The sequence below is a fragment of the Enterococcus hailinensis genome (genome assembly GCF_045862035.1).
GTDB lineage: Bacteria > Bacillota > Bacilli > Lactobacillales > Enterococcaceae > Enterococcus_A > Enterococcus_A hailinensis.
In genome coordinates this window covers 41,696-65,039 of the sequence record NZ_BAAFRV010000002.1, presented here as the reverse complement: position 1 = coordinate 65,039, position 23,344 = coordinate 41,696, and the positions used below count along the sequence as shown (strand labels likewise).

The 23,344-nt window shown below is 37.9% G+C and carries 20 protein-coding genes, 1 pseudogene and 1 other annotated feature; of the genes and pseudogenes, 20 read left to right on the top strand and 1 reads right to left on the bottom strand.

Annotation, left to right across the window (positions count from 1 at the left end; genetic code table 11):
- Positions 1–66: 66 nt before the first annotated feature.
- From ACKTSC_RS02075 to gshAB, 11 genes and pseudogenes are all read left to right on the top strand, one after another.
- Complete coding sequence (locus ACKTSC_RS02075; RefSeq protein WP_407856711.1) at positions 67–1,257, top strand: choloylglycine hydrolase family protein; 1,191 nt, start codon at positions 67–69, stop codon at positions 1,255–1,257.
- Positions 1,258–1,424: 167 nt separating this feature from the next.
- A complete protein-coding gene (locus ACKTSC_RS02070; protein WP_407856710.1) occupies positions 1,425–1,934 on the top strand; it encodes a hypothetical protein in 510 nt (169 codons plus the stop codon).
- 24 nt (positions 1,935–1,958) lie between these two features.
- Positions 1,959–3,733: pseudogene (locus ACKTSC_RS02065) on the top strand (oleate hydratase).
- Positions 3,734–3,837: 104 nt separating this feature from the next.
- Positions 3,838–4,067, top strand: a binding site (T-box leader).
- Between the two features lie 54 nt (positions 4,068–4,121).
- Positions 4,122–5,336 (top strand): MalY/PatB family protein, encoded by a 1,215-nt coding sequence (locus ACKTSC_RS02060; RefSeq protein ID WP_407856709.1) that lies wholly within the window; start codon positions 4,122–4,124, stop codon positions 5,334–5,336.
- Positions 5,326–6,420 (top strand): aminotransferase class I/II-fold pyridoxal phosphate-dependent enzyme, encoded by a 1,095-nt coding sequence (locus ACKTSC_RS02055; protein ID WP_407856708.1) that lies wholly within the window; start codon positions 5,326–5,328, stop codon positions 6,418–6,420. The genes ACKTSC_RS02060 and ACKTSC_RS02055 overlap by 11 nt, the downstream gene beginning before the upstream one ends.
- A 111-nt stretch (positions 6,421–6,531) precedes the next feature.
- Positions 6,532–7,476 carry a LysR family transcriptional regulator gene (locus ACKTSC_RS02050; protein WP_407855062.1) on the top strand — a complete coding sequence of 315 codons (945 nt, stop codon included), beginning with the start codon at positions 6,532–6,534 and terminating at the stop codon, positions 7,474–7,476.
- Between the two features lie 347 nt (positions 7,477–7,823).
- The gene (locus ACKTSC_RS02045) at positions 7,824–8,462 is read left to right on the top strand and encodes an amino acid ABC transporter permease (protein WP_407856707.1); all 639 of its coding nucleotides are present in this window, start codon (positions 7,824–7,826) and stop codon (positions 8,460–8,462) included.
- Positions 8,449–9,123 (top strand): amino acid ABC transporter permease, encoded by a 675-nt coding sequence (locus ACKTSC_RS02040; RefSeq protein ID WP_407856706.1) that lies wholly within the window; start codon positions 8,449–8,451, stop codon positions 9,121–9,123. The genes ACKTSC_RS02045 and ACKTSC_RS02040 overlap by 14 nt, the downstream gene beginning before the upstream one ends.
- Positions 9,116–9,862: an amino acid ABC transporter ATP-binding protein gene (locus ACKTSC_RS02035; protein ID WP_407856705.1), complete on the top strand. Its 747-nt coding sequence runs from the start codon at positions 9,116–9,118 to the stop codon at positions 9,860–9,862. Before ACKTSC_RS02040 ends, ACKTSC_RS02035 begins: the two co-directional genes overlap by 8 nt.
- Before the next feature lie 20 nt (positions 9,863–9,882).
- Positions 9,883–10,722 (top strand): transporter substrate-binding domain-containing protein, encoded by an 840-nt coding sequence (locus ACKTSC_RS02030; protein WP_332580429.1) that lies wholly within the window; start codon positions 9,883–9,885, stop codon positions 10,720–10,722.
- Between the two features lie 193 nt (positions 10,723–10,915).
- Entirely contained in the window at positions 10,916–13,177 is a 2,262-nt protein-coding gene (gene gshAB, locus ACKTSC_RS02025) for a bifunctional glutamate--cysteine ligase GshA/glutathione synthetase GshB (protein WP_407856704.1), read from the top strand.
- Positions 13,178–13,238: 61 nt separating this feature from the next.
- Here gshAB and ACKTSC_RS02020 read toward each other — a convergent pair whose 3' ends face one another.
- On the bottom strand, positions 13,239–13,640 hold the full coding sequence (locus ACKTSC_RS02020; protein ID WP_407855057.1) for a hypothetical protein: 402 nt from the start codon (positions 13,638–13,640) through the stop codon (positions 13,239–13,241).
- A gap of 134 nt (positions 13,641–13,774) precedes the next feature.
- On the opposite strand from ACKTSC_RS02020, the gene ACKTSC_RS02015 reads away from it, so the two are divergent.
- The 9 genes from ACKTSC_RS02015 (at position 13,775) to ACKTSC_RS01975 (ending at position 23,139) form a co-directional block, all read left to right on the top strand.
- On the top strand, positions 13,775–14,674 hold the full coding sequence (locus tag ACKTSC_RS02015; protein WP_407856703.1) for a metallophosphoesterase: 900 nt from the start codon (positions 13,775–13,777) through the stop codon (positions 14,672–14,674).
- Between the two features lie 16 nt (positions 14,675–14,690).
- Positions 14,691–16,037 (top strand): hypothetical protein, encoded by a 1,347-nt coding sequence (locus ACKTSC_RS02010; RefSeq protein ID WP_407856702.1) that lies wholly within the window; start codon positions 14,691–14,693, stop codon positions 16,035–16,037.
- On the top strand, positions 16,021–16,470 hold the full coding sequence (locus ACKTSC_RS02005; RefSeq protein WP_332580424.1) for a YaiI/YqxD family protein: 450 nt from the start codon (positions 16,021–16,023) through the stop codon (positions 16,468–16,470). Before ACKTSC_RS02010 ends, ACKTSC_RS02005 begins: the two co-directional genes overlap by 17 nt.
- Positions 16,471–16,570: 100 nt before the next feature.
- Positions 16,571–17,644, top strand: coding sequence for a D-alanine--D-alanine ligase (locus ACKTSC_RS02000; protein WP_407856701.1), 1,074 nt, complete (start codon positions 16,571–16,573; stop codon positions 17,642–17,644).
- Between the two features lie 134 nt (positions 17,645–17,778).
- On the top strand, positions 17,779–19,134 hold the full coding sequence (locus tag ACKTSC_RS01995; RefSeq protein ID WP_407856700.1) for a UDP-N-acetylmuramoyl-tripeptide--D-alanyl-D-alanine ligase: 1,356 nt from the start codon (positions 17,779–17,781) through the stop codon (positions 19,132–19,134).
- 331 nt (positions 19,135–19,465) lie between these two features.
- Complete coding sequence (gene cshA / locus ACKTSC_RS01990; RefSeq protein ID WP_407856699.1) at positions 19,466–21,043, top strand: degradosome RNA helicase CshA; 1,578 nt, start codon at positions 19,466–19,468, stop codon at positions 21,041–21,043.
- Between the two features lie 193 nt (positions 21,044–21,236).
- The gene (gene acpS, locus ACKTSC_RS01985; protein ID WP_332580420.1) at positions 21,237–21,587 is read left to right on the top strand and encodes a holo-ACP synthase; all 351 of its coding nucleotides are present in this window, start codon (positions 21,237–21,239) and stop codon (positions 21,585–21,587) included.
- Between the two features lie 19 nt (positions 21,588–21,606).
- Entirely contained in the window at positions 21,607–22,734 is a 1,128-nt protein-coding gene (gene alr / locus ACKTSC_RS01980) for an alanine racemase (RefSeq protein ID WP_407856698.1), read from the top strand.
- Between the two features lie 33 nt (positions 22,735–22,767).
- Positions 22,768–23,139, top strand: a complete 372-nt coding sequence (locus ACKTSC_RS01975; protein ID WP_332580418.1) for a type II toxin-antitoxin system PemK/MazF family toxin — start codon at positions 22,768–22,770, stop codon at positions 23,137–23,139.
- The last annotated feature ends 205 nt before the right edge of the window (positions 23,140–23,344 follow it).

Here is a 23,344-nt window from a genome sequence, read left to right as displayed (position 1 = left end):
ATTACTTTGAGCAATAAAACGCTGATTGAATAAAAATTATAAGAAAAGAAAGAGGATGTGTATAACATGTGTACAAGTATTTTTACAGAAACAAAAGATCGGAAACACGTATTAGCGAGAACAATGGATTATTCTTTCCCACTAGATTTTGATGTCGTTTATTTACCAAGAGCGTATTCTTGGAAGTCATCAGCTGATAATGCTAGCCATGAATCAAACTATGGTTTTTTAGGTGCTGGTCGTTCACTGGGAACTTCTTATTTCGTAGCAGATGGGGTAAACGAACATGGATTGGCGATCGCAGAATTATATTTGCCGCAAAAAGCCGTTTATCAAAAACAAGCTGATGAAAATAAAATCAACTTAGCTCCCCATGAATTTATTACTTGGGCACTAGGTGAGTTCAAATCAATCGCAGATTTGAAAAAGAAATTATCAAAAGTAAATCTAATGGATGTTGCAGCACCATTGATCGATACGATCACTCCTTTGCATTGGATCATTACAGACACAACAGGGAATTGCATGGTGATTGAACCAACCCAAAAAGTTTTACATTTAAAGGAAAACCCAGTGGGCGTAATGACGAATACTCCGCTTTTAGAATGGCATATCGAAAATTTGCGGAACTATTTGAACGTACGACCAAAACAATATGAACCGCAACAATTTGGAAACTATACCACAAATCCATTTTCACAAGGAACAGGAACGATGGGCTTGCCGGGCGGATATACGCCACCAGAACGTTTTGTACGAGCTGCATTTTTTAAAGAACACATCGACCAAGCAAAAATCGAAACAGAAGCTGTGACAAATTCAATGAAAATCTTATCAACTGTACAGATTCCTAAAGGTATCGTAGTCACGAGCGATGATCATGAAGATTACTCTCAATATACAGGTATGATGTGTAATGAAAGTAAGACATATTATTATGCGGACTACAATAATACACGAATTTCTAAGGTTGAAATGACAAAAGAACTCTTGGCAAGAACGACTCCCAAAATTTTTGTAGTCAAAAAAGTTGAAGATATGGCAATTTTAAGTGCCGAAAAAGTATCACCTAAAGAAGTAGCAGCCGATTTATCTGACAAAGCCGAAACTGGTTCAACTTTATTAGATATGGTTGGTCAAGAAGTATTAGGTGGGCTGAAGTCAGCAAAACAAGGAACCTTGGATGAAGATACTCAGCAAACCGCAGATCAATTACTAGCAGAACTAGGTCAATTAAAAGACAAATTAGGTAAATAAGAGGCCTAACTATCCCTAAAACATATCTTTTGTATAGGTTTTTAGGGATAGTTTTTTTTATTTATTCCGAAAATCATTAATCAAAATAGGCGGATTATCAGACAAACTTTAAAATTTTTATCACGGCTATTTTGCTAAAGTTAAGGCATAAAGAAGAGGAATCTACAATGAAAAAAATTATTTTAGTAACATTTGATGAAGAAGCAAAAACATATGAAGGATTTTCACAACTCCAAAAAATCTCAAAGAGTAATACTTTCGATCTGAAGCAAGCCATGATTTTACAAAAACATGCGGATAAATCAACATTTGTTGTTAAAGACAGCGTTGATTATGAAAGCAACTCACGAGTGGCAAAAGGAGGATTCATCGGGATCATCGTAGGTATTCTAGGTGGACCGTTAGGAGTTTTGTGCGGCTGGGTAATCGGAGATACAGTTGGAGCAAGTGCTAATTATATCAAGAACAAACGGACGCATACTATTTTCGATTCGATCGCTAATAAATTAGACAATGATGAACTAGGTTTATTACTTTATGCTGATGAATCAGATGAAACGTTATTGAATACGATGATCGCAGAAAAATTAAACGGTACGATCGAACGCTTTGACTATGAAGCAGCAAAAGAAGATGTGGAAACAGCAAAAAAACATTTAAAACACAACCAAGACTAAAACAAAGAAAAAGGAGCAGAAACAATGTATAGAAGTAACGGAAATTATGAAGCTTTTGCACGGGCGGCAAAACCGGCAAAAACAGAAGATATCTCAGCAGTTTATTTAATCGGATCAGGACTGGCTTCTCTTTCAGCCGCAGCATTTTTAATCAGAGATGGTCGTATGGATGGCAGTAAAATTCATATTTTAGAAGAACTACCGCTGGCAGGTGGTTCATTGGATGGACGATACAAAGAAGAATACGGTTTTGTGATTCGCGGCGGGCGTGAAATGGAAAGTCATTTTGAGTGTCTGTGGGACCTTTTCCGCTCGATTCCATCACTAGAAGTTGAAGATGCCTCTGTTCTAGATGAATTTTATTGGTTGAATAAGAAAGACCCAAATTCTTCAAAATGTCGTTTAATCCATAACCAAGGTGAGCAAGTACCCACAGATGGTCAATTGACGTTGAGCGAGAAAGCAATCAAAGAAATTTTGGCTTTATGTTTGATGAAAGAAGACCAGCTAGATGATAAAAAAATTACGGATGTCTTTACGGACGAATTTTTCGACTCAAATTTTTGGACGTACTGGTGTACGATGTTTGCTTTTGAAAAATGGCATTCAGCGATGGAAATGAGACGCTACTTGATGCATTTTATTCACCATATTGATGCCTTAGCTGATTTTTCTTCCCTTAAATTTACTAAGTATAATCAGTACGAGTCATTGGTATTACCATTATTAGCATATTTAAAAGATAACGGCGTTCATTTCCAATACGATACTAAGGTTAAAAACGTGATCGTAGCTAATAAAAATGGCAAGAAACTAGCAGATAAGTTAATTTTAACGGTCGAAAAACAGGAAACGATCGTGCAATTAGCTGAGAATGATTTAGTTTTTGTTACGAATGGATCGATCACGGAAAGCTCAACTTATGGAAATAGTGAAACACCCGCTCCAGTTTCAAAAGAATTGGGCGGTAGTTGGAATTTATGGAAGAGCATGGCTGAACAAGATGCTAGCTTCGGTAAACCAGAGAAATTTTGTGAGAATCACCTGATTCAAGTTGGTTTGTTTCAGCAACAGTAACGACTTTAGATGAAAAAATTGCACCTTACATTGAAAAAATCAGCCATCGAGATCCTTATGCTGGAAAAGTAGTTACCGGCGGAATCGTTCACGCAACAGATTCCAATTGGAAAATGAGTTATACTCTTAATCGTCAACCTCATTTCAAAAAACAACCAAAGGATCAATTAGTTGTTTGGGTCTATGCCTTACTTTCAGATACAAAAGGAAATTACATTAAAAAACCGATTACTGAATGTACGGGAAATGAGATTGCTGCTGAATGGTTGTATCAAATGGGCGTACCAGAACATTTGATTGATGGTTTAGCCAAAGAATCATGTAATACGATCCCTTGTTACATGCCTTATATTACGTCTTACTTTATGCCTCGTGCGAAAGGTGATCGTCCAGCGGTGATCCCAGAAGGATATAGTAATTTAGCCTTTATGGGGAATTTTGCAGAAACCGAACGAGATACAGTGTTTACAACAGAATATTCTGTTCGTAAGGCAATGGAAGCTGTTTATACCTTGCTAGAAATCGATCGAGGGGTACCAGAAGTTTTTGCTTCTTCTTATGATATTCGAATGTTACTAAATGCTTCATATTATTTGAATGATCAAAAAGGAATCAAAGAAGTGAAAGTTCCATTATTAGAAGGTTTGATCGAGCGCAAAGGACTGAAAAAAATCAAAGGGACATTTATTGAAGAATTATTAGAGGATGCCAATCTATTATAGAATAAGATAAATAAGCGAAAAATATTTCAATAAAATATTTTTCGCTTATTTTTATAAAAAGGATTGACATAAATAATAAAAGGATTACAATATCATTAAATTATATCTAAACAATGAAGAGAAGAGTAATTGATGCTTCTAGTTACAGCGACCTCGGATGGTGAGAATGAGGACCAAGAAAATTCAATGAAGATGAACTCGGAGTATCTGACAGGTTAACGCTTGTTAGACGGTCGTGACCGTTATATCACCGAGTTTCAATAGGAACTGTCGAGGTATCTTTTGTGAGAAAGATATAAATTTGGGTGGTAACACGAATGATTTCGTCCCTTTGTCTAGTGAAGACAAAGGGACTTTTTTTGTTTTTAAGATTAAAGGAGTGAGTCGAGTGGATATAGAGACATTTATTCAAGCACATTATCAATCACGTAAGCAAACCAATTCGCTAAAGTGGGATGCGTTAAAGGAAAGGTATCAAGACGATACCTTACTGCCATTGTGGGTAGCAGATACAGAATTTTCAGTACCGCAAACTGTTCAGCAAGCATTAAGTGAACGGATTGCTCATGGAATATTCGGGTATTCGATTGTTCCGGAAACCTATTTTTCAGCTTATGCTGGCTGGCAAGCACGCCATGAACAAACGGCTTTTCAAGCAGAATGGCTAGAGTTTACGACCGGTGTTGTTCAAGCGTTGTATGATTTGATTGCTTGTTTTACTCAGGAAAGGGATCAGATATTGATTCAAACGCCGGTCTACTATCCTTTTTTTAATGCAATCAAAGATCAAAATCGAGAACTAATATGTTCTCCATTGAAAGCAACTGCCGAGGGGTATCAAATGGATCTGGAAAACTTTGAACAGCTATTGAAAGCTAATGAAGTGAAATTGTTCATTTTATGTTCTCCTCATAATCCAGTGGGGCGTGTTTGGACCAAAGAGGAATTGACGGCAGTCTTGAAATTATGTCATCAGTATCACGTACGTGTGATTGCTGACGAGATTCATTCGGATTTGATTTTGTCAGACCATCACTTTGTATCCGCAGTTACGGTAGCACAAGAGTTAGATATTTTAGAAGAAGTTATTGTCTGCAATGCGCCTTCAAAAACGTTCAATCTAGCGACTTTATTGAACGCACATATCTGGCTACCTGGGGAACGCACACATCAACACTATCGATGTTGGTGCAAAGCCCATCGACAAACCGAATATAGTTCATTAGGACAATTAGCCGCATTGACAGCTTATCAAACAGGAGATGAATGGCTCGCCGGCTTTTTGCAAGTAGTCGAGACGAATTACCAAACCGTTAAGCAACGATTGGCAGAAGCAATACCTGAAATCGGTGTGGCAGATTTACAAGGAAGTTACCTATTATGGCTGGATTTGCGTGAATGGATTTCAGAAGATCAGGTCAAAGAATATATTCAAGAAAAAGCCGGACTGGCAATTGATTTTGGAGAATGGTTTTCACCAGAAACGAAAGGATTTATTCGTATCAATTTAGGGACGCATCCAGCAACAATTGATTTAGCAATCGACAGATTAATCGCAGTGAATCAACAATTATTCAAGGAGGAAACAATAAATGTCTTATAAAACAGCCACTAAATTAGCTCAAATCGGCAATCGTTCAGATAAACAAACTGGAGCCGTTGCAGCGCCAATCTATTTATCCACAACTTATTCACATCCTGAATTAGGCGAAAGTACAGGGTATGATTATACGCGAACTAAAAATCCAACTCGGGATATTTTGGAGCAAGCATTGGCGGAACTCGAATTCGGTAGTCGTGGGATTGTAACGAGTTCAGGGATGAGTGCGATTCAATTAGTATTTAGTTCTTTTCCTTCAGGTAGTGAATTTTTAGTTTCTCGGGATCTGTATGGTGGCAGTTACCGTTATTTTGAAGAATTACAAAAATTAGCTATCGCAACATTTCATTATTTTGATGATTTTGAAAGTTTAACAGCCCAATTGACACCGGAAATTACAGCAGTCTTCTTAGAAACACCTACTAACCCATTGATGCAAGAAGTCTCGATCAAAAAAGTCGCTCAGTTGACCCAAGCACAAGAAACATTGTTGATTGTGGACAATACTTTTTCGACACCGCTACGTCAACAACCGCTAATTTTAGGAGCAGACATTGTTGTACATTCAGGGACCAAATTTTTGACCGGTCACAATGATATTTTAGCCGGTGTTGTTGTAGCAAAAGATCCTGAGATCGGTGAACGGCTTGCTTGGTTGGCAAATACAACAGGACCAACTTTAGGCAGTCTCGATTGTTGGCTGTTTATTCGAAGTTTAAAAACATTCAAATTACGTTTTGAGCAGCAAGAACGGAATGCACAAAGAATTGCTGAGATTTTAAATGATCAACCCCAGTTGAAAAAAGTTCTTTATCCAGGAATCGGAGGGATGATCAGTTTTTATGTAAAAGACGCCGCTAAAATCAAAGAATTTTTAGCAGAATTGAAATTGATTACTTTTGCTGAAAGCTTAGGTGGGGTGGAAAGTTTGATCACTTATCCAACAACACAAACCCATGCAGATATCCCTCAAGAGTTGCGAGAGTCGTATGGCTTAACGCCAGACTTATTACGCTTATCTGTTGGGATCGAAGATAGTGAAGATTTAGCCAATGACTTGATCCGCGCCTTGAGAGTCTTTGATTGATGCTAGAAGATTGATCAGTTAAGCTAGGTTGTTTGAAGCAAGTGAAAAATAGGAAATAAAAAGGGATTTGAGTTGATCAAATCCTTTTTTATAAAGAAGTGAGGGAAGCAAATGAACCTGCAACAATACCGGTATGTCGTAACGATCGCTGAGGTTGGGAGTTTTAGTCAAGCTGCTAAAGAGCTGTTCGTTACCCAGTCAAGCTTATCCATATCTGTCAAAGAAATTGAAAAAGAATTAAATGTCCGCTTATTTGAACGTTCAAAGGCAGGAGCAAAATTAACGGAAGCAGGTAGTGATTTTGTTGTTTATGCGCGACGTATCTTAGCTCAAGTCCATGAATTAGAACAGCATTACCAAGAATCGGGTAAAAAAAGTTTTACAGTCACAGCTCAGCATTATGATTTTTTGTATCAGCCCTTTCTCAAGATAATGGAAGATTATGATGATCAATACCAACAGTTTCATTTGATCGAAACAACCACTCAGCGCATTTTAGAAAGTGTCCGAAATTTTGAAAGTGAAGTAGGTATTCTGTATCTAAGTCCAGCTAGTCGTAAAATATTCCAACGGTATTTTGCGCAAGAAAATCTATCTTGGGAAGTTTTAGGTCATTTTCCAACGCAAATATTTTTAGGCAAACATCATCCCTTAACGAAAAAAGAAACGATCACTATCCAAGAATTACAGTCGTATCCACAAGTTCGTTTTTCCCAAGAAAATCATGGCTTGGCTCATTTAGATGAAGACCCGTTAACGATCCCCAGTCAACAAACCGTCTTGCATACTAACGATCGCGGGACATTACTTAATTTATTGAGTGCTTCGAATGCCTATGCTTCAGGTCTGGGTATCGTGACAAGTTTTGCCAAAGAACAAATCGAATTACGGCCATTAGCCCACTCGGCGCAACATGAGTTGATCGCTATTTTTAACAAATCACGAGCGAAAAGTCAGATCCAGCTGGCTTTCGTCAATGAGATCAAATGTTTTTTAGCAGACTATGAGACTTCAAACAGAGCCTGTTCTTTAGGATCTACGATCGTTTATCCATAAAAAAAATCAATCGCTACCAATCAAATTTTTCAATTATCTAACTCGCAAAAAAACTGGTATAGTTTCTTTAAACAAAAGATGAGAAAATAATGAGAGGTGAACGTGATGAGACAGAATATTTTGAGCAACAAAATGATGCCAAAAAACATGATGTGTATATGCTCATCATGTTCCTTGGCATATCCTTAAATAGTTTATTTTGAGGTTGAGCCAAAGGACTTGAAAATTCTTCAAGTCCTTTTTTGTTTTAATTTTCTAAAAGTAGTGGGGTGGAAAAACGAGAATCATAAAATAAATGTTTTTTTAAATCAATTGAAAAGAGGAATTGTCAGGTGGATTTTCAGGGGATGAAAGATAGTATACCTCAGTATCTTGAGGCGTTGAAAGTAACAGTAAGTCTAGGAGGAATCGGAATCGTCTTATCTTTTGTTCTAGGTTTTTTGATCGCATTGATCGTTTTTTTTTCGATTCCTATTTTAAAGCCGATCTTACAAGGCTATATCGAATTGTCGCGTAATACCCCTTTATTGATCCAACTATTTTTTCTGTACTACGGTCTGCCTAAGCTAGGTTTGCCGTTGGGGAAAAATACTGCAGCGATCATTGGATTGACTTTTTTAGGCGCAGCATATATGGCTGAATCGTTCCGTGGAAGTTTCGAGTCGGTCCCAAAAGTACAGATCGAATCTGGACGTTCGATCGGATTTAACAATTGGCAGTTGGCTCAAGCGGTCATCTTGCCCCAAGGCTTGAAAGTCGCGATCCCAGGTCTAGGAGCGAATGCGATTTTTTTGATGAAGGAAACTTCTGTGTTTAGTGCCATTTCGATCATGGATCTGACCAATGTCACGAAAGATTTGATCGGGATGTATTATTTGACCAAAGAATTTTTATTGATGCTAGTCCTTAGTTATAGTGTGATTATTTTACCGATGGTTCTAGTGATCTACCTGCTAGAGAGGAGGCAGCACCATGTCGGGCTTTGATATTTTTTTTGACGGCAACAATTTGATCCGTTTATTTCAAGGACTGCTGGTGGTAGTTAAACTATCGGTGATTTCATTGATTTTAGGGTTGATCTTAGGTGTAGTACTGGGTATTTTACGAACGACATCATTCAAAGTCATTCGAGTGGTTCTAAAAATTTATTTGGAGATTTTCCGGGTCGTCCCATTACTGGTTTTATTATTTGTCTTTTACTATATCGTACCGGAATTACTGAATAGTGAGGTCTCCAATCAAGTCGTTTCGATCAGTGTCTTTATCTTATGGATCTCAGCTGAAATGAGTGATTTAGTTCGCAGCGGTATCGAGAATGTTCCAGTACAGCAAATTGAAATCGGGAAATCTTTAGGTTTCAATTCATGGCAACAATATTATTATATTTTACTTCCTCAAGGAGTGATCCCCGTTATACCAGGTGTTATCAACCTCGTGACCCGGGTCATCAAGACCACTAGTTTGTTGATGATGATCGGGGTCACAGAAATGATTCGAGTCGGTACGCAAATTATTGAAAATTATACGGTAAAAGTACCTACAGCTAGTTTATGGGTCTACGGTTTGATATTTTTCTTGTATTTTGCGCTGTGTTATCCCTTAAGTAAACTAGCGGCTTATGTAGAAAGAAGGCAAGTGAATGGCTGAAGCAATCATGGAAATCAAGCAACTCAATAAATATTTCGGTACGAAACAAGTCTTGGCTCCCTTGGATCTGAAGATTGAAAAAGGTGAAGTCGTCGCAATTTTAGGCCCTTCAGGCAGTGGGAAAAGTACATTGTTACGTTGCTTGAATGGACTAGAGACGATCACATCAGGAGAGTTGTTCTTTAAAGGTGAGAAACTTCCGTTAACTGATAAAAGTTGGCAGAAAATGCGGACAAAGATCGGGATGGTCTTTCAAAGCTATGATCTTTTCCCTAATAAAACAGTTTTAGAAAACATAATGATCGGACCGATAAAAGTCCAAAAAAGAGCAACCGAAGAAGTTCAAGAACAAGCGTTGAATTGGTTAGAAAGAGTCGGACTAAAGGATCGAGCACATGCCTATCCCCGTCAATTGTCGGGTGGGCAAAAACAACGGGTCGCGATCGTTCGTAGTTTGTGTATGAATCCGGAGCTGATCCTATTTGATGAAGTAACTGCTTCGTTGGATCCAGAAAATGTTCGTGAAGTCTTGGAAGTGATTTTAGAATTAGCTAAAACCAATAAAACGTTAGTGATCGTTACCCACGAAATGGCCTTTGCGAAACAAGTCAGCGATCGAATTATTTTTATGGCGGAGGGAAAGATTTTAGAACAAGGACCGACGAAGGCCTTTTTTGAACAACCAGAAACGGAACGCGCAGCAGTGTTTTTAAGAAGTTTAGACTTCTCAAATTTATAAACAAGAAAGAGGAAGAAAAAATGAAAAAAATATGGGCAGTCATCACCGCAATTTTAGCGATCGGAGTGGTTACTTTCACGAGCCATCCTCAAACGGCAGAAGCCGCAAAAAATCCATCGTCAGTCGAAGCCATCAAAAAGCGCGGAAAATTGAAAGTCGCAGTCTTTGGAGATCTATCGCCTTATGGCTATCTGGATAAAGATGGGAAAAATCAAGGATACGATATTTACTTAGCAAAACGTTTAGCTAAAGATCTTTTAGGTGATGAATCTAAAATTGAATTTGTAGTGGTGAATGCGGAAGAACGGGTCGATGCATTAAAATCAAATAAAGTCGATATCGTTTTGGCGAACTTTACCAAAACACCTGAACGTGAAAAAGTTGTTGATTTTGCTTCGCCTTATATGAAAGTTGGGATCGGGGTCGTATCACCAAAAGATAAAGCTATCACAAAAGCATCACAATTAAATGATAAAAAATTGATCGTCACTAAAGGAACAACCGCTGAAACATATTTTGCGAAGAAATATCCAGACATCAATTTAGAAAAATATGAATCAAAAAGCCAACAATTCCAAGCTTTGACAGATGGTCGTGCAGCTGCACTTGCCGATGATAATACGTATTTGTATGCGTGGGTCAAAGAAAATCCTGATTATGAAGTTGGGATCAAGGAGATCGGGGAGGTTTCAACGATCAATCCTGGGATCAAAAAAGGCAATAAATCATTATTAAAATGGGTCAATAAAGATTTGAAGAAGTTGAAAAAAGCTGATTTCTTTGAAGAAGCCTATGATCAAACATTGAAACCATTCTTTGGTTCAGATATTAAAGCAACAGATGTCATCATCACTAAATAGTCAGATGTAGCTAATAAAACAGTTCTTTCTTTGGTTGACCGTTCCTTAGAAAGAATTGTTTTTTTGTTTAAATAAAACTACGATCGTTCTCTCATGTATATTTTATATTGTGAACAATCTTTTTTTTAAGCATTTCCGTTCTGTTTATGTATAATCTTCTATATAATGTAGCTGGGAAGGGGGATACAAACAAATGAACATAAAAAATATGATGGAGCAAGAAACAGTTAGACCATTCTTGCTGCAAGCAAGATACGGGATCGAAAAAGAAAGCCAACGTGTCACTCTAGATGGTGAATTGGCGAAATCGAACCACCCTTCAACGGTAGGTAATCGTAATTTTCATCCATATATCCAAACAGATTTTTCTGAAACACAATTAGAGTTGATCACGCCCGTTACTGAATCAGTGGAGGAAGTACTGGCTTATCTAGAAGCTATCCATGATGTAGCGCAACGTAGCTTACCTAAAGATGAAATGATGTGGCCCTTTTCAATGCCGCCAGCACTGCCAGAAAAAGAAGAAGACATTCACATCGCCAAATTAGAGCATCACGCCGATGTTTTATATCGTCGTTATTTGGCACGCGAATATGGCAAAAGAAAACAAATGGTCAGTGGGATCCATTTCAACTTTGAATATGGGTTGGATCTAGTTGAACAGCTATTTTTAGTTCAAACACAAGAAACGTCTTTAGAGGACTTCAAGACGCATTTATATATGAAAATCGCTCGCAACTTTTTACGTTATCGTTGGTTGATCACGTATTTATTTGGTGCGAGTCCACTAAGCGAGGCCCGTTATTTTGATAGCGAAGATCGTCCGAACGAACCTGTTCGCAGTATCCGTACTAGTCAGTATGGTTATGTCAATAAACCGGATGTCCAAGTTTCTTACGAATCATTGACTCGTTATAGCCAAGATTTGGCTGAAAATGTAGCTCGAGGACGTTTATCAGAAGAAAAAGAATTCTATGCACCGATTCGAATGCGCGGTGGGAAAAAAGTTGCCGATCTTTTCCACACGGGTATCCGTTATGTTGAATTAAGAAATATCGATTTGAATCCTTTTGATCGAGTGGGTATCGATGCCGATGAAATCAAATTCATTCATTTATTCATGCTGTATCTACTTTGGACAGATGAAAAATTACCAGCAGATGATTGGGTAGCCGAGGGTAACCGGATCAGTGATGCAGTATCATTAGAACATCCAACGAAACCAACAGCATTTTATGAAGAAGGCCAACAAATTTTTGCAGAAATGTTGCAAATGATCAAAGAATTATCCTTAGAAGGCTCTGAATTGGTACGTACGTATCAAAACTGGTTGGATCATCCAGCAGAAACCTTAGCTGCTCGAATTTTTGTCTTAGATGAAAAGGAAGGTCAAGCGGTGGTTGCTACTGAATGGGGTCGCAAATTTTATGACCAAGCTTGGGCACATCCCTACCAATTAGCCGGTTTCCAAGAAATGGAATTATCGACACAAAATCTTTTATTCGACGCGATCCAAATGGGGATCGAAGCGGAAGTATTGGATCGTCAAGATCAATTTGTTAAATTACAACATGGTACTCATCAAGAATTAGTAAAAAATGCTAATATGACGAGTAAAGATACCTACATCGCACCGTTATTGATGGCGAACAAAACAGTGACTAAAACAATTTTAGCTCGTGCTGGTTTCCGTGTCCCAGCAGGAGAGACTTTTGGCTCGATCGAAGAAGCGAAAAAAGCTTATTTACGGTTTGCTAAGAAAGCTTTTGTGATAAAACCAAAATCAACCAATTATGGTCTTGGAATCACGATTTTTAAAAATGAAACATCGATCGAAGATTTCAATGCCGGTCTAGCGATTGCATTTGCAGAAGATGATGCAGTGATCATTGAAGAATTCATGCCAGGAACAGAATACCGTTTCTTCGTGATCGATAGTCAGGTCAAGGCTGTTTTGTTACGAATCCCAGCCAATGTTGTAGGAGATGGCGAGCGAACGATCAGCCAACTGGTAGCTGAAAAAAATGCAGATCCATTACGGGGAACACATCATCGTTCACCATTGGAAGTGATCCAACTAGGCGCACTAGAACAATTGATGTTAAAAGAACAAGGCCTTCAAATCGATAGTATTCCTGAACAAGGCTGTCAAGTTTTCTTACGTGAAAATTCGAATGTTTCTACCGGCGGTGATTCCATCGATATTACTGATGAAGTAGATGAAAGTTATAAAAAAATTGCCATTGATGCTGTTGCGGCACTGGGTGCTAATATCAGTGGGATTGATTTGATTATTCCAGATAAAGACAAACCTTATGAAAATCATGAAGATTACGGCATCATTGAAGCTAACTTCAATCCAGCGATGCATATGCATATCTATCCATATGCTGGCAAGAGCCGACGCTTGACGATGGACGTCCTTCATTTCTTATATCCCGAACTAACACATTAAAAAAGAGGTTGAACCAAAAGTTTTAAACTTTTGGTTCAACCTCTTTTTGTGTTCTAGAAGATTAGATTTCTTCTAGTTGGATCGTTTGTTTGGTTTCTTCAACTACTAAACCAGTCCGCGCCTCCCACCAATGTTTCATTTCTTTTTCATAGGTAGTGGGAAAGCGATTGATCGTCTCGATCAAGGGCGCTCCTTGCAAGGTAGCGTAAGAAAAGTTCATGGCTAGATTTAGTTTTAACTCATTCAACAACAGATAGTATTCAAACATCATGTAATACATCTCATCATCATCTTTACTGGCTAAGACTAATGCTGCTCGGTCTAACATAAATCCTAAACTGCGCATCATAAATAAAAAACCGGGTAATTCTGCTGACTCAATATCTTCGACTTCTTTTAAAATATCGACATGCTGATCAAGCGCTTGCAATAGATCGGTTTGCAAATTGCGATACGTAACCATAGGTATCCTCCTTAAGATACTACTTTTAGTTAAGTATAGCACAAGCTAAAAAAAGCACCGTCGTTTTCTTTGCATTTGATTCGCAATATCTGTTCGTTTTGTGTAAAGTAAACAAAGAAGAAGGAGGCATTAAAATGGGGACATTAGCCATCATTACAGACCTACATGCAGATATCAATCATTTTGGCGATGAAGAGCTGGCATTATTGTTTGATTTATTGCAAGAAAACAAGGTGACACGGTTGCATTTTGCTGGTGATACCGCAAATAAAATCGCTCATACTTTGGCAGTGAACCATTTTTTCCGTCATCAAGGCCTTCCGACGACTTTTAATTTAGGCAATCATGAGATGGGGAATATTCAAGGTGAACAGATGATCGAACATTATCCCGATAGTCATTTTCTCAACTTACGCTATCTACCCTTGACCGATCAAACGGTCTTATTAGGTTTCAATGGTTGGTACGATTATGGTTTTTCTGAATTAACTGATCCTAAAAAAATTCGTTCGACTAAAAATATTTATTGGTTTGATCGGATCATTGATCGTTTTTCAGATGATCAAACCGTTGATCAAGCAATTCTGAAGGAATTAAAATTAGTATTGGATGATTTGGCTCAAAAAAATTATCAAGTGATTCTAGCCACTCATTTTGTTCCTAAAGCAGAATTTATCGTTCATTTAAGCGGGAAATATCAAATTTGGAATAAATTGAATGCCTTTCTAGGTTCCAAAGCATTAGGTGAATTATTGGATCGTTATGATAATATCCAGCAAGTGGTTTTTGGTCATACGCATCGACGCTTTTCTGATCAAGTCATCAATCAAACGATCTATAGTTGTCGTCCATTAGGTTATTACTACGAGTGGCGGATCACTCGCGATTTCATTTTAAAAAATCAATTGGCAGAGGTATTTATTCCAACTAAAATGCGGAGTATACTGAATAAAAACCAAATAGCTTTTGCTGCCTATAAAAAAGAGCATTTAATAGAAGAGTTTCGCCAAGCGATAACTTTAATCTCTTATTGACGAAAGGATCGTTTCAATGGAAACCATCAAGAATTTTTTTCGGCGTTTTACTCAGACTACACCCTTTGTTTTAGCGAATACCTTAGTGATCGTTCCGTATTTACTATTTATCCATTTAATTCATTCTAGTATTGCTATGACAGCGATGCCTTTTGTTTTATTCTATACTTTTCGTGTAACAGGAATCTTTTTGATTCGTGGGTTGCATCGTTCTATCGATCAGTATACGCTGTTAATGGTGGCGCTTTTAATCGGAGGATTTGGCGCATTTTTGACATTACTAGGAACGATTTATTTTTCTAGTTATTTGTTTGGCAGCATATTATTAGGGCTGAGTGCGGCCTGGTTGCCAGCTGCAAATACTAGTGTCAATTTTTATGAGCAGACTCAGGGATTTCGCTCGATGACTAGTAAAGGATATCTTTACGCTTTGGTCGTTTTAGCCCCTTTAGGTTTTGGATTGACTGCAAGTTTACCGGTTCAAATGGTCGTTGTACCAAGTATGATTACTTTGTATTACATATGTGCCTATCATACTGTAAAGCATTACCCACATTATGAAATGGATTTTAAAGAATTACCTAAACATGTTTTTTCGATCCCAGAATTGATTTGGTTCGTTTTATTTTTCAGTGCTTTATTTTTATTACGTAGTGGGCGTTTGCTATTCAACGAAAAATTAGTAGATGGTTCAATCATTTTGTTTGCAAGTATCTTTATTTTAGCCATCGTAGTGATTCATCAGGTTAAAGACCGCTGGAAATTACCGTTATGGCAAAATGCTCTGACATTTTTAAATGGAATGATCGGAAATTTTATTTTTCTTTTCGGGGCATTTTATATCGCAGTTTATAAAGGAAGTGCTGCTCAAGGGTTATACTTGTTTTTACCGTATGTTCTAGCGACATTCAGCGCCTTATTGGTTGCAGGTAAATTAAGAAAAAAAGCGAAAAATCCACTTATTTTTCAGTTATTTGGGTTGATGGTCGGTCTATTGCTGTTAAGTATTCGAAGTATCTTTCCACTTGCTATTTTTGTTTTGACATTTTTCCAAAAAAGTACCAGTTCTTGGTTGAATCGCCTATATTATCAAACCGATAGTATTCCTGAACAGCAACGGATTACGGCAAAATATTCTACTTCAAATAAGGGCAGCATCACCCATCAGTTTATTTTGATGTTTTTATTAGGCGCGACATTATGGGAGAAGGAATTGCCGATACGAGATCTTTTTCTACTAAAAAACCTGCATACTCAGGCAATTTTTGGGACGATGGATCTTGTTAAATTTGCAACGATTGTCCTATTATTAGCAGGAATTTATATTGTAGGAAGGATGGGCAAAGATGCGTTTAATCATTGATGGCGATGGTTCACCAGTAAAAGAAACGACGATCGAGGTTGCTAAGAAATTTTCATTACCTGTAGTGATCGTAACAAGTATTGATCATTATTCGACAAAAGAGTACCCTGAATTCGTAGATTTTATCTATGTTGATCGCGGAGCTGATTCTGCCGATTTTAAAATCGTTTCGGTGATCAAACCAGAAGACATATTAGTTACACAAGATTACGGGTTAGCTTCTTTGACATTAGTGAAAGCAGCACACGTCATGCATCAATCAGGTATGGAATATACAGCGATGAACATTGATTCTTTATTGACCCAACGATTTATTGGTAGTAAAATGCGGCAAGCGAAACAACGTACAAAAGGACCAAGACCTTTTACAAATGAAGATCGTACTCATTTTAAGAAAGTCCTAGAAGACTTGATTTCAAGCGATTTGTTGTAACATAAATGATAAGCTTCGTAATACTTGTAAAACTTTTTTTTGGAGATTCTAGTTTTTATGCTAAAATATGAAAGATCAGAAAGTAATGGAGGACATTCAGTTGAAAATTATTTTACTTTATGGTGGAAAGAGTCCAGAGCATGATGTAGCGATTCTATCGGCTTTTTCAGTAATTTCTGCGGTTTATTTTGATTATTATCAAGTCCAACTTGTTTATATTGATAAGACCGGTCAATGGGTCAAAGGCCCATTATTAACGGAAGCACCAGAGACAGATGAAGTGTTGCGCTTAACATGGGATCCAACGGGCAATGTTGTAGAAGGATTCAGCGGTCGAGTCATCGGAGCTGGCGAAATCAAAGAAGACAACGCGATCGTCTTCCCAGTTTTACACGGACCGAATGGTGAAGATGGAACGATCCAAGGTTTCTTAGAAACATTGGATATGCCGTATGTAGGTACTGGTGTAATGACTAGTGCATGTGCAATGGATAAAATCATGACAAAGTATATTTTACAAGCAGGCGGTATTCCCCAAGTACCCTATGTGCCTGTCTTAAAGAATCAATGGAAAGAAAATCCAAAACAAGTCTTTGATAAATGCGAAGGTATGTTGTTGTATCCAATGTTCATCAAGCCTGCTAACATGGGTTCAAGTGTAGGGATCTCGCGTGCCGAAAATCGCGAAGAATTACAAAAAGCCCTGCAAGAAGCCTATCTTTATGATTCTCGCGCTTTGGTTGAACAAGGAATCGATGCTCGCGAAATCGAAGTCGCTGTTTTAGGTAACGATGATGTACGTACGACATTACCAGGTGAAGTGGTAAAAGAAGTCGCTTTTTATGATTACAATGCAAAATATATCGACAATAAAATTCAAATGGCAATTCCAGCGGATGTTCCGGAAGAAGTGATGAATAAAGCACGTGAATATGCTAAGTTAGCCTACACGATGTTAGGCGGTTCTGGACTTAGCCGTTGCGATTTCTTCTTAACGAATAAGAATGAATTATTCTTAAATGAGCTAAATACAATGCCCGGTTTTACTGAGTTCAGTATGTATCCATTATTATGGGAAAACATGGGATTGAAATATGGTGATTTGATTGAAGAATTGATTCAATTAGGAAAGAAACGTTTCGAAATGAAAGCTGCATTGCATTTGAATAAGTAAGCCACGTTATATCACAAGCAGGATTTGAAATGTGAGTGTGACAAAAAATGTCACACTCCTTTTTTCCTAATAGAAGATTTTTAACACAATCGACTAGTCCTGTAGCTAGAGACAATTAATATGGGAGGAACACCATGAATTTTACAACGACAATCATCAGCAAAGCCGTTCAAGGTGAAGTATTGACGGAAAATGAGGTGACCGTTACTGGTGTCGAATTCGATACACGCAAAATTTCAAACGGCGATTTATTTGTTCCGTTAAAAGGACAAAATGATGGTCATGATTTTGTGTCAAAAGCAATTGAAAACGGAGCGGCTGCAACATTATGGAGCAACGATCCAGCGACTGCGCCAGAAGGGATTGCAGTTATTTTAGTGAATGATACACTTGCAGCTTTCCAAGCATTAGCAAGTTATTATTTATTAGAAGAACATCCAGATGTGATCGCTATTACTGGTTCTAATGGGAAGACGACGACAAAAGACATGACAGAATCTGTTCTTAGCCAGAAGTATCGGACGTATAAAACGCAAGGAAATTATAATAATGATATCGGGTTGCCTTATACGATTCTGCACATGCCAGAAGGAACCGAAAAATTGATTCTTGAAATGGGTATGGATCACGCAAATGAAATCAGTGTATTATCTGAATTAGCAGAACCAGATGTTGCAGCTATCACGATCATTGGTGAAGCACATATTGAAAATCTAGGATCGCGAGAAAAAATTGCCGACGCTAAAATGGAAATTACTACCGGTTTAGCACCCGATGGTTTATTGGTCATTCCTGCAGATGAACCTCTTTTAGCAGATCGTATCCGTTCATTGTCACAAACGATTGAAACTTTTGGTATCCAACAAGGGGATATCTCAGCTACGATCTTAAATGAAAATAAAGGAGCAACTGTTTTTTCTGTAGATGATAGCGGTTATCAAATCCCATTACCAGGAAGCTACAATGTTCAAAATGCTTTGATCGCATTAGCAATCGGACGTTGGTATGGTCTAGATAATGAAGAGATTTTCCAAGGATTAGCGTATGTTCAAGTTACTCAAAACCGAACACAGTGGTTAAAAGCTAAAAATGGCGCGGATATCTTAAGTGATGTGTACAATGCGAATCCAACAGCGATGGCATTAGTTTTAGATACTTTTGCCAAACTTCCTACAGAGGGACGCCGAGTTGCTGTTTTAGCAGATATGTTAGAATTAGGTGAAGAGTCATCGGCACTACATGCCAACATGATCAATCATATCAGTGAACAAGATTTTCAAGAAATATTCTTGTATGGAGAAGAAATGAAAGCTTTAAAAATTGCATTAGCTGATCGTTATCAAAATCTTAAGGTTCATTATTTTGCTAAAGATGAAAAGGCGCAATTGGTTGAAGCTGTAAAGGAAAGCCTACAAGCTGAAGATAGTATTGTATTAAAAGGTAGTAATGGAATGGGCTTGTTTACACTAGTGGAAGCTTTACAACAATAGTGAAAACTTGCAGAAAATAAAATGGTGTGCTAGAATGAGCCATTGCCGAGAAATGAAGTAATGATTGATGAGTCATCCAATAAATTAAAGATTCGCTAGTGGATAAGTCTACTGGCTTACCAATTATTTCTAAGGAGCGGTTGGGACATTATTCAAATGAACGATGTCGCAGCCACTTTTTGTGAGAGATGATCCTTCCGCCTGACTTCGCGGAGCGGTTTTTCGGTACCTATCGCCAAAGGTGGCAACTAAAGGGACGTTGCAGCCCAAACGCAGATAACTAACCATACGCTCTAAATGATAAGGTCAACATACATTAGGAGGATATCATTTGAAATTCAATGAATTAAAATTATCACCAGAACTATTGATCGCGGTTGAACGCGCAGGTTTTGAAGAAGCAACACCGATCCAAGGACAAACTATTCCTTTAGCATTAGCAGGAAAAGACGTTATTGGACAAGCACAAACAGGTACTGGTAAAACAGCAGCCTTTGGTCTACCAATGTTAGACAAAATTGATACATCTAAAAATACTTTACAAGGTTTGGTTATTTCACCAACACGTGAACTTGCAATCCAAACACAAGAAGAATTATATCGTTTAGGTCGAGATAAAAAAGTTCGTGTTCAAGCTGTTTACGGTGGGGCTGATATCGGTCGCCAAATTCGTGGCTTGAAAGATCGTCCACATATCGTTGTGGGTACACCAGGACGTATGTTGGATCATATCAACCGTCACACATTAAAACTAGAAACAGTTGAAACATTAGTTTTAGATGAAGCAGACGAAATGCTAAACATGGGCTTCTTAGAAGATATCGAAAAAATCATCAGTAAAGTCCCTGCAGAACGCCAAACATTGTTGTTCTCAGCAACAATGCCAGATGCAATCAAAAAAATCGGCGTTAAATTTATGAACCAACCTGAACACGTGAAAATCAAAGCGAAAGAAATGACTGCTGATTTAATCGATCAATACTATGTTCGGGCAAAAGATTTTGAAAAATTCGATATCATGACACGTTTATTCGATGTTCAAACACCAGATTTAGCTATCGTATTTGGACGTACAAAACGTCGTGTGGATGAATTAGCTCGTGGATTAGAAGCTCGTGGCTACAAAGCTGAAGGAATCCATGGTGATTTATCACAACAAAAACGGATGAGTGTTTTACGCTCATTTAAAGCTGGTAATCTTGATATTTTAGTTGCGACTGACGTTGCTGCCCGTGGTTTAGATATCTCAGGCGTAACGCATGTATACAACTATGATATTCCACAAGATCCAGAAAGCTATGTTCACCGTATCGGTCGTACAGGTCGTGCTGGTAAAGGCGGTATGTCTGTAACTTTCGTGACACCAAACGAAATGGGTTACTTACATGTAATCGAAAACTTAACTAAAAAACGTATGAATCCATTACAACCACCAACCGAAAAAGAAGCATTCAAAGGTCAATTAGGTGCAGCGATGGAGCAAATCCAAAGCCAAATGGAAGAAAATTCTGCTAGCCTAGAAAAATATAGTGAAACTGCTCAAGAATTAACCGCTACTTATTCTGCTGAAGAATTAGCAGCATTGTTATTGAAGACAGTTGCTAAAGACCCAGCGGATTCAGTTCCAGTTAAAATCACTCCAGAACGTCCATTGCCTTCAAATAAAAAAGGTGGATTCAACCGCGGTGGAAATCGTGGCGGAAACAAACGTAATGGTGGGGGCAACAATCGCGGCGGACGTGGTAAAGATAATTACCGTAAAGACCGTGATCGTAACAGCGACAACAATAAAAACAAAAATTACGGTGGCAACAAATCACGTAGTAACGGCAACAATAAAAATACAAACACAAATCGTAACAACGATAAAAAACGTGGATTTGTCATTCGTTCAAATTCAAACGACTAAAAATTTAAAAAGCTGGAACAAAAGTAGAAAAAACTTTTGTTCCAGCTTTTTAGTATTTTATATCACCAAAAATACTAAAAAATTTAATTTGAAATAGCTATTTTGAAAAAATAGTAATGTTTCTTTAGAGAAAAACGTGGTATTTGAAAAAGTCTTTGGTAAAATAAAGAAGATATATGAAAGGGTTGGAGTAATGATCAAAGGAATCGGAATCGATGCAACAGAACTTGAAAGAGTGGCAAAAATTATTGAGCGTCGCCCGCATTTTGTTGAAAGAATCTTAACTCCGGCAGAACAGACCCTTTTTGCTAGCCATTCTTCCCATCGTCAGGTAGAATTTTTAGCAGGGCGATACGCATGCAAAGAAGCATTTTCTAAAGCTTGGGGTACGGGGATCGGAAAAGTTAGTTTTCAAGATCTAGAAATTTTACGTGATAAGAGCGGTGCGCCGACCTTTACAAAATCACCACATCAAGGGAATGTATTTGTTAGTTTGACGCATACAGATGAACTGGCAATTGCCCAAGTAGTTTTGGAAGAATAGAAAGAAGGATACTTAGTTTATGGTTGTAACTTATCATCGACCAACGAGAGCCATTATACATAGGAAAGCATTAAGAGAAAATATCAAAAATGAAGTCGATCGTTTACCAAAAGATGTAGAATTATTTGCAGTTGTAAAAGCGGATGGTTATGGGCACGGAGCTGTTGCTACTGCGCAAACAGCATTGACAGCTGGAGCAACTGGTTTTTGCGTGGCGACTTTAGATGAAGCGATTGAATTAAGAGAAGCTGGAATTATCGAACCGATTTTAGTCTTGAGTGTGGTATTTCCAAGCTATCTCTCTTTGGTAGTGGATTATGATTTGTCGATCACTGTGGCGACAAAAGATTGGCTGATCGAAGCACAAAAGGTTTTAAAGGATTTAACCGAAATGACTGAACCAATCAAAATCCATATCAAAGCAGATACTGGAATGGGTCGTATCGGATTTGTGACCCCTGAAGAAGTGAAGGAAGCAGCAGAAATCGTTGAAGCTTCTCCTAATATGGTTTGGGAGGGACTATTTACCCACTTTTCTACAGCAGATGAAGTAGATTTTTCTTATTGGCAAAAACAAGCTTCACGATTTCAAGCAGTTCTTGCGGTTTTAGATCATTTGCCGCGTTACGTACACTCAAGTAATAGTGCTACGGCATTATGGCATGATCAAGAAATGCCTGGAAATATGATTCGGTACGGTGTTGGAATGTATGGATTGAATCCATCGGGGCATGAGTTGCCTGAACCTTATAACTTACAGCCTGCAATGGAATTAGTTTCTGAATTGATCCAAGTAAAGAAATTAGCAGCTAATGAAGGTGTCGGCTACGGAAAAACCTACGATACGTCGGAAGCAGAGTGGGTCGGTACAGTACCTATCGGCTACGCTGATGGCTGGATTCGCAAGATGCAAGGTTTTTCGTTACTAGTAGATGGCGAATTTTGTGAAATTATTGGGCGAGTATGTATGGACCAATTAATGATTCGTTTGCCTAAAGAAGTTAAAGTTGGTACCAAAGTAACCTTGATTGGGAAAAATAAAGACAAAGAAATCACGATGCAAGACGTTGCTGATCATTTAGGAACGATCCATTATGAGATTTGTTGTATTCTTTCTGAACGTGTTCCAAGAATTTATCAAGAATAGATCGGATGATCTTAAAATTTTGGGAGGAGAATTATGGTAAAACGTGGTGATATCTATTTTGCAGATTTATCGCCCGTGATCGGCTCCGAACAAGGCGGCATACGCCCAGTGTTGGTTATCCAAAATAATTTAGGTAATCATTTTAGTCCAACGATCATTGTTGCTGCGATCACGGCAAAAATGGCAAAGCCTAAATTACCAACACATATTGGGATCCCATCGAACGGAACAGGAATCGAGCGAGATTCAGTCATTTTATTAGAGCAAATCCGCACGATTGATAAATCCCGTTTGAAGGAAAAAGTTTGTCATTTAGAGCCTTGTTTGATGGCGGAAGTCGATGCGGCATTGCGTATCAGTGTTGGGATCGAAACGGTATCGGAAGTCACACCCAGTCTTACATAAAATCAAAAAAATTGATTTATCATTATAAAAAATATTTGGGTATCATAATAGATTATTGTAATTGAAGCTTAGGATGATTTATTCATCTTAGGCTTTTTTTGTTATGCCCATCATATTTTGAATACATAAATAATCAATTAAAATAATTAAAAATGTTACTACGATATTAATTGCAAAAAATATTAAATAAAATGTGATATTTTTA

Coding starts and splice junctions, on each gene's coding strand:
- ACKTSC_RS02075 (WP_407856711.1), top strand. CDS start 67: ATGTGTACAAGTATTTTTACAGAAACAAAAGATCGGAAACACGTATTA.
- ACKTSC_RS02070 (WP_407856710.1), top strand. CDS start 1,425: ATGAAAAAAATTATTTTAGTAACATTTGATGAAGAAGCAAAAACATAT.
- ACKTSC_RS02055 (WP_407856708.1), top strand. CDS start 5,326: ATGTCTTATAAAACAGCCACTAAATTAGCTCAAATCGGCAATCGTTCA.
- ACKTSC_RS02050 (WP_407855062.1), top strand. CDS start 6,532: ATGAACCTGCAACAATACCGGTATGTCGTAACGATCGCTGAGGTTGGG.
- ACKTSC_RS02045 (WP_407856707.1), top strand. CDS start 7,824: ATGAAAGATAGTATACCTCAGTATCTTGAGGCGTTGAAAGTAACAGTA.
- ACKTSC_RS02040 (WP_407856706.1), top strand. CDS start 8,449: ATGTCGGGCTTTGATATTTTTTTTGACGGCAACAATTTGATCCGTTTA.
- ACKTSC_RS02035 (WP_407856705.1), top strand. CDS start 9,116: ATGGCTGAAGCAATCATGGAAATCAAGCAACTCAATAAATATTTCGGT.
- ACKTSC_RS02030 (WP_332580429.1), top strand. CDS start 9,883: ATGAAAAAAATATGGGCAGTCATCACCGCAATTTTAGCGATCGGAGTG.
- gshAB (WP_407856704.1), top strand. CDS start 10,916: ATGAACATAAAAAATATGATGGAGCAAGAAACAGTTAGACCATTCTTG.
- ACKTSC_RS02020 (WP_407855057.1), bottom strand. CDS start 13,640: ATGGTTACGTATCGCAATTTGCAAACCGATCTATTGCAAGCGCTTGAT.
- ACKTSC_RS02015 (WP_407856703.1), top strand. CDS start 13,775: ATGGGGACATTAGCCATCATTACAGACCTACATGCAGATATCAATCAT.
- ACKTSC_RS02010 (WP_407856702.1), top strand. CDS start 14,691: ATGGAAACCATCAAGAATTTTTTTCGGCGTTTTACTCAGACTACACCC.
- ACKTSC_RS02005 (WP_332580424.1), top strand. CDS start 16,021: ATGCGTTTAATCATTGATGGCGATGGTTCACCAGTAAAAGAAACGACG.
- ACKTSC_RS01995 (WP_407856700.1), top strand. CDS start 17,779: ATGAATTTTACAACGACAATCATCAGCAAAGCCGTTCAAGGTGAAGTA.
- acpS (WP_332580420.1), top strand. CDS start 21,237: ATGATCAAAGGAATCGGAATCGATGCAACAGAACTTGAAAGAGTGGCA.
- alr (WP_407856698.1), top strand. CDS start 21,607: ATGGTTGTAACTTATCATCGACCAACGAGAGCCATTATACATAGGAAA.
- ACKTSC_RS01975 (WP_332580418.1), top strand. CDS start 22,768: ATGGTAAAACGTGGTGATATCTATTTTGCAGATTTATCGCCCGTGATC.